The organism is Shewanella sp. SM101 (assembly GCF_025654465.1).
Lineage (GTDB): Bacteria > Pseudomonadota > Gammaproteobacteria > Enterobacterales > Shewanellaceae > Shewanella > Shewanella oncorhynchi.
Genome location: NZ_JAKKRH010000148.1, coordinates 1 through 610, shown reverse-complemented (window position 1 = coordinate 610; position 610 = coordinate 1). Strand labels below are relative to the sequence as shown.

Annotated in this window: 2 pseudogenes; one reads left to right on the top strand and one right to left on the bottom strand. The window is 51.3% G+C overall.

The window, feature by feature from the left end:
• Nucleotides 1-208 (top strand): annotated as a pseudogene (locus tag L5M38_RS24400) (recombinase family protein); the annotation flags it as partial.
• 16 nt (nt 209-224) lie between these two features.
• On the opposite strand, the pseudogene L5M38_RS24395 reads toward L5M38_RS24400, so the two are convergent.
• Nucleotides 225-610, bottom strand: a pseudogene (locus L5M38_RS24395) (IS3 family transposase); the annotation flags it as partial.

Below are 610 nucleotides of genomic sequence, written 5' to 3'. Positions count from 1 at the left end.
AGAGAACATCGAGCGTTACTGCCTGGAACCCTATGGCATGAAGCCACTGGAGTCGGGCAACTACGCACTGAGCATTCCATATCGCAATGATGAGGCATTGGATAAGACGGTACATGATCTGCTGACCGAGATCAGCCAGGAAGCCGAGATGCGCAATTGTTTTATCGAGGCGGATGCCTGGGAAGAGGGCTCTGAGCGGAGGTGGTAAGGCTTACGTTGGTTTTTGGTTCCATTGCTCCCCAAACCCCACCTTCTCGATACCAACGTCGATAGGTACGCTTACTGAGGCCCGTTTCAGCACAAGCCTTATAAAGGCGAGCACCCTGGGTATACGCCTCTTGGATTAAGGCAATCAATGCTATGCGCTCAGGCAAGGGGGTTAGCTCTCCTCGCTGTCGTCCCCCCAGAGCGCATTGAGCTTTTTTCTGAGCACCAGTAACGCAGCAGCTTCAGCCAGCGCTTTCTCCTTATAGCGCAATTCCCGTTGCAGCGATTTGATTTCGGCTTTGTCAGCCTTAGCCTGCTGTTTAATGGTTTTAGTTTGTACTTCTGAGGTTTGAAAACCAGCTAAACAATCCTGTTTCCACTGCTGTACTTGCTCGCGGAACAA